Genomic DNA, 5045 nt, shown 5'->3' with positions numbered 1-5045 from the left:
CCTGCGGCAGCTCCTACAGGGGATTGCATTCCAATGTAGGAGCTGCCGCAGGCTGCGATCTTTTGCTTTTGGCGGCATGAAGCCAAGTGGCCACCCTCGCCACATTCGCTGCAACCCTCTACCCTGAGTGCATTGGCAGATTCAATTCTGCCGCCTCAGGACACTGAGCCCCATGTACAAAGATTTGAAGTTTCCGGTGTTGATCGTCCATCGCGACATCAAGGCCGACACGGTCGCCGGTGACCGCATCCGTGGCATCGCCCTGGAGTTGGAGCAGGAAGGTTTCAGTATCGTTTCGGCCACTGACTACACCGAAGGGCGGTTGGTGGCGTCGACCCATCATGGCTTGGCGTGCATGCTGATTGCCGCCGAAGACGCCAGCACCAACTCGCATCTATTACAGAACATGGCCGAACTGATCGGCCTGGCACGGGTGCGTGCGCCGGATCTGCCGATCTTTGCCTTGGGTGAACAAGTCACGTTGGAAAACGCTCCGGCCGATGCGATGGCCGAGCTCAATCAATTGCGCGGCATTCTCTATCTGTTTGAAGACACCGTGCCGTTTCTCGCCCGGCAAGTCGCCCGGGCGGCGCGCAAGTATCTGGACGGTTTGCTGCCACCGTTTTTCAAGGCGCTGGTGCAGCACACGGCGGACTCCAACTATTCCTGGCACACCCCCGGCCATGGCGGTGGCGTGGCGTATCACAAGAGTCCGGTGGGGCAGGCGTTTCACCAGTTCTTTGGCGAAAACACCCTGCGTTCGGATTTGTCGGTGTCGGTGCCGGAGCTGGGTTCGCTGCTCGATCACACCGGACCACTCGCCGAAGCTGAGGCGCGGGCCGCGCGTAATTTTGGCGCCGATCACACCTTTTTCGTGATCAATGGCACCTCGACCGCCAACAAGATTGTCTGGCACTCGATGGTCGGGCGCGATGATCTGGTACTGGTCGATCGCAACTGCCACAAGTCGGTGTTGCACGCGATCATCATGACCGGTGCTATCCCGTTGTACCTGTGCCCGGAACGCAATGAGCTGGGCATCATCGGGCCGATTCCGCTGAGCGAATTCAGCCGCGAATCGATCCGCGCCAAGATCGACGCCAGCCCGCTGACCAAGGGCCGTGAGCCGAAAGTCAAACTCGCGGTGGTCACCAATTCGACCTACGACGGCCTCTGCTACAACGCCGAACTGATCAAGCAAAGTCTGGGCAATAGCGTCGAAGTCCTGCATTTCGACGAAGCCTGGTACGCCTATGCGGCGTTTCACGAATTTTTTGCCGGACGTTACGGCATGGCCACGTCGCGCAGCGAAGACAGCCCGCTGGTGTTCACCACCCATTCCACGCACAAACTGCTTGCGGCATTCAGTCAGGCGTCGATGATCCATGTGCAGGATGGCGGGGCGCGGCAACTGGATCGCGACCGTTTCAACGAAGCGTTCATGATGCATATCTCGACCTCGCCGCAGTACAGCATCATCGCCTCGCTGGATGTGGCGTCGGCGATGATGGAAGGCCCGGCCGGGCGTTCGCTGTTGCAGGAGACCTTCGATGAGGCGCTGAGCTTCCGTCGTGCGCTGGCCAATCTGCGTCAGCACATTGCCGCTGATGACTGGTGGTTCTCGATCTGGCAGCCGCCGGGCGTCGAAGGCATCGATCGCGTACAGACCGAAGACTGGTTGTTGCAACCGGATGCCGATTGGCACGGTTTCGGCGAGGTCAGCGACGATTACGTGTTGCTCGACCCGATCAAAGTCACGCTGGTGATGCCGGGTCTGAATGCCGGTGGCGCGCTCAGCGAGAAGGGCATTCCGGCGGCGGTGGTCAGCAAATTTCTTTGGGAGCGTGGGCTGGTCGTGGAAAAAACCGGCCTGTACTCCTTTCTGGTGTTGTTCTCGATGGGCATCACCAAGGGCAAATGGAGCACGCTGCTCACCGAGTTGCTGGAGTTCAAGCGCAGTTATGACGCCAACGTACGCCTCGATACCTGCCTGCCATGCGTAGCGCAACAAGACACGGCGCGTTATCGCGGCATGGGCCTGCGTGACCTGTGCGATCAACTGCACGCCTGTTACCGCAGCAACGCCACGGCCAAACACCTTAAACGCATGTACACCGTGCTCCCGGAAATCGCCATGAAACCCGCTCACGCTTACGATCATCTGGTACGCGGCGAAGTCGAGGCGGTACCGATCGATGAGCTGGAAGGGCGCATCGCTGCAGTGATGCTGGTGCCGTACCCACCCGGTATTCCGTTGATCATGCCCGGCGAACGCTTTACCGAATCGACCCGTTCGATCATCGATTACCTGAAATTTGCTCGCACGTTCGATAGCAGCTTCCCCGGTTTTGTCGCGGATGTGCATGGATTGCAGCACGAAGACGAAGGCAATGGACGGCACTACACCGTCGATTGCGTCAAGGAATGAGGACTTTCCCGAGTATGCGACCGGTCATGAATCCGAAATACCCAGGGCTGTCGGTGCGGGTCGCCGACGAAGGCTTTGCGCCGTATATCTGGGGCAGCGACTTCAGTTTCGAGGTTGCCGCCTATGGCGCTGCCGTGATCGGCCAGCCTGTCGAACAGTGGCAGGTGACGCCGATCGTGCCGTACCGCAAGTGCTATGGCATCGATCCGGAGGAGTTCAGCGCCTTCCACAATGCGCCCGATAGTGCGATTTTCATGGCGTATCTGGACGACGAACCGGTCGGCCATCTGGTGATCAGCACCAATTGGAACGGCTTCGCTCATATCGACGAGTTAGCGGTGCATGCACCGGCGCGGCGGCACGGTGTGGCGAAAGCCTTGCTCGATGTCGCGCAGTTCTGGAGTCGCAAGAAAAAGCTCCCGGGGATCATGCTCGAAACCCAGAATAACAATCTCGGTGCCTGTCGTTTGTATGAGCGCTGCGGCTATGTGATCGGCGGTGTTGACCAGTTGCGCTATCGCGGCATCGACCCGAACACCGCTGAAGTGGCGTTGTTCTGGTATCGCTTGTTCGATAACCCGCTGGAGAATTCCCTCAGCTCGCCAACATCGCCTCGGCTTGTTCCGTGATGATCGCGAGTAACGCCTGAATCGCCGATGACGGCGCGGCGTGCTTGAAGGTCAAGGCGTAGAGACTGATTGGCACGGCGGGCGACAACGGACAGACATCCAGCCCGCTTGCGCGGGCGCCCAACGCCGTGAACGGGTCGACGATGGCCAGGCCTTCACCGGCCTCGACCATGCTGCGCATCATCTGATGGGTTTGTACGCGGGTCTGGATGCTCGGCGCCGGGCGCAGGGCCTGGAGCTTGTTTTCCAGCGCCGGACTCAGCGGGTCCTGGCCTTCGAGGCCGAGCATGGCTTGACCGGCCAGATCCTGCAGGGAAATGTATTTCTGTTTCGGTTGCAGCCAGCCGTGGGGCGCGAGCAATTGCAGCTTGCCTTGGGCCAGTGGCCGGCAATCGATGTCGGGATGTTCGGGGTCGTGCAGGCTCAGGCCCAGATCGCTTTCACGCAACAACAGGCTGCGGACGATATCGCGGGTCGGCGCGCTGAGCAGGCTGCACGGTGCATCGGGCAGGCGTCGGCGCAGGGCGGCGAGACTTTGTGGGAGTAATTGTTGCGCCAGCGGCGGGGTGCCGATGATGCGCAAGGGCGGGGCGAGATATTGCTTGAGGCTGCTGGCCAAGCGCTGCACGGGCTCGAGCGCTTCATAGACGTGGGCGATTTCGACCTGCAATGCCCGTGCTTCGGGTGTCGATTGCAAGCGCCCGCGCACACTGGCGAAGAGCATGAACCCCAACTGACTCTCGGCTTCGCGCAAACGCTCTTCGACCTCGGCCACCGGCAACTGCAGCCATTCGGCGGCAGTGCCCAGGTGACCGGTCTGCAAGAGCGCCTGAATCACTTCGATATGACGTAAACGCATGCGTGAAGTCCATGTTCAGCAGGTGGGTCAGTGGCTGAATCCTACCCCAAGTCTGCGCATATGACTTCTGCTCATAACGATGAGTTATGAAGCGACGGTTGGCTCAGGTTCGCGGATCAGGGTGATGCCTGACTGAACCAGGAGAAACTCGTTCTCGTTGACCTTGTTGACGCGATCGCCAATGGCCAGTTTGTAAATCGGCTCCGAGCCAGTGAGACCGTCTGCCGACGGGTTGGATTCCTGGAATTCATGCACGGAATAAACGCGGCCTTCCGCATCTCTTGCATGGAACTGACCGACGAGTACTGCTGCCATCTGCTTAGAACCTCTGGAGATAAAACGCTTGATTTGCGGCTTGGTAGACCGTCATCAAGGCCTGTAAGTTTTCCTACAGGAAAAAAATAATCAACACGCGGGAATTTCCCTCGGGTGCTGGTGGAATCGTCACCGGATCATCTATAACTACTGGCTCCTCCCACGGACAATCGAGAGTCTTCCATGAGCAATGTCTACAACGTCGCGGTAGTGGTCGGTAGCCTGCGCAAAGCATCGATCAATCGCAAGGTCGCCATGGCCCTGGCGGAGCTGGCCCCGGCGAATCTCAAACTCGAGATTGTCGAAATAGGCGATCTGCCGCTTTATAACGAAGACATCGACGGTGATTCACCGCCGGCAGCCTACAGCACTTTCCGGCAAAAAGTGGGTTCTTCCGACGCGGTGCTGTTTGTCACACCCGAGTACAACCGCTCGGTGCCCGCACCATTGAAAAACGCCATCGACGTTGGCTCGCGGCCTTATGGCAAAGCGGTGTGGAGTGGCAAGCCGGGGGCGGTGATCAGCGTATCGCCCGGCGCCATCGGTGGTTTCGGCGCCAACCAGCATTTGCGCCAGTCGTTCGTGTTTCTCAATGTGCCGTGCATGCAGCAGCCTGAAGCGTACCTTGGCGGCGCGGGCTCGGCGTTTGATGAGGCGGGTAAGTTGAGCGAGTCGGTGAAACCTTTTCTGCAGAGTTTTATCAATGCCTACGGACAATTCGTAGAACAACACAAGAAATAAGCCATACACGAAACAAAATGTAGGAGTGAGCCTGCTCGCGATAGCGGACTGTCAGTTGCCAATGAGTCGACTG

Annotated in this window: 5 protein-coding genes; 3 read left to right on the top strand and 2 right to left on the bottom strand. The window is 59.0% G+C overall.

The window, feature by feature from the left end:
• The first annotated feature begins 172 nt into the window (after nucleotides 1-172).
• Both EJA71_RS18645 and EJA71_RS18640 read left to right on the top strand, forming a co-directional pair.
• Complete coding sequence (locus EJA71_RS18645; RefSeq protein ID WP_158959121.1) at nucleotides 173-2428, top strand: Orn/Lys/Arg decarboxylase N-terminal domain-containing protein; 2256 nt, start codon at nucleotides 173-175, stop codon at nucleotides 2426-2428.
• 14 nt (nucleotides 2429-2442) lie between these two features.
• A complete protein-coding gene (locus tag EJA71_RS18640) occupies nucleotides 2443-3057 on the top strand; it encodes a GNAT family N-acetyltransferase (RefSeq protein WP_158959120.1) in 615 nt (204 codons plus the stop codon).
• Here EJA71_RS18640 and EJA71_RS18635 read toward each other — a convergent pair.
• Nucleotides 3023-3916, bottom strand: coding sequence for a LysR family transcriptional regulator (locus tag EJA71_RS18635; RefSeq protein WP_158959119.1), 894 nt, complete (start codon nucleotides 3914-3916; stop codon nucleotides 3023-3025). The two genes, EJA71_RS18640 and EJA71_RS18635, sit on opposite strands and share 35 nt — an antisense overlap.
• Nucleotides 3917-4000: 84 nt before the next feature.
• The gene (locus tag EJA71_RS18630) at nucleotides 4001-4231 is read right to left on the bottom strand and encodes a hypothetical protein (protein ID WP_158959118.1); all 231 of its coding nucleotides are present in this window, start codon (nucleotides 4229-4231) and stop codon (nucleotides 4001-4003) included.
• 183 nt (nucleotides 4232-4414) lie between these two features.
• Between EJA71_RS18630 and EJA71_RS18625 the strand changes: the two genes are divergently transcribed.
• Complete coding sequence (locus EJA71_RS18625) at nucleotides 4415-4972, top strand: NADPH-dependent FMN reductase (protein WP_158959117.1); 558 nt, start codon at nucleotides 4415-4417, stop codon at nucleotides 4970-4972.
• The last annotated feature ends 73 nt before the right edge of the window (nucleotides 4973-5045 follow it).

It is taken from the genome of Pseudomonas sp. PB106 (genome assembly GCF_009764645.1).
GTDB lineage: Bacteria > Pseudomonadota > Gammaproteobacteria > Pseudomonadales > Pseudomonadaceae > Aquipseudomonas.
Note: the sequence above shows the minus strand (reverse complement) of the source record. Positions and strands in the feature narration are given on the sequence as shown.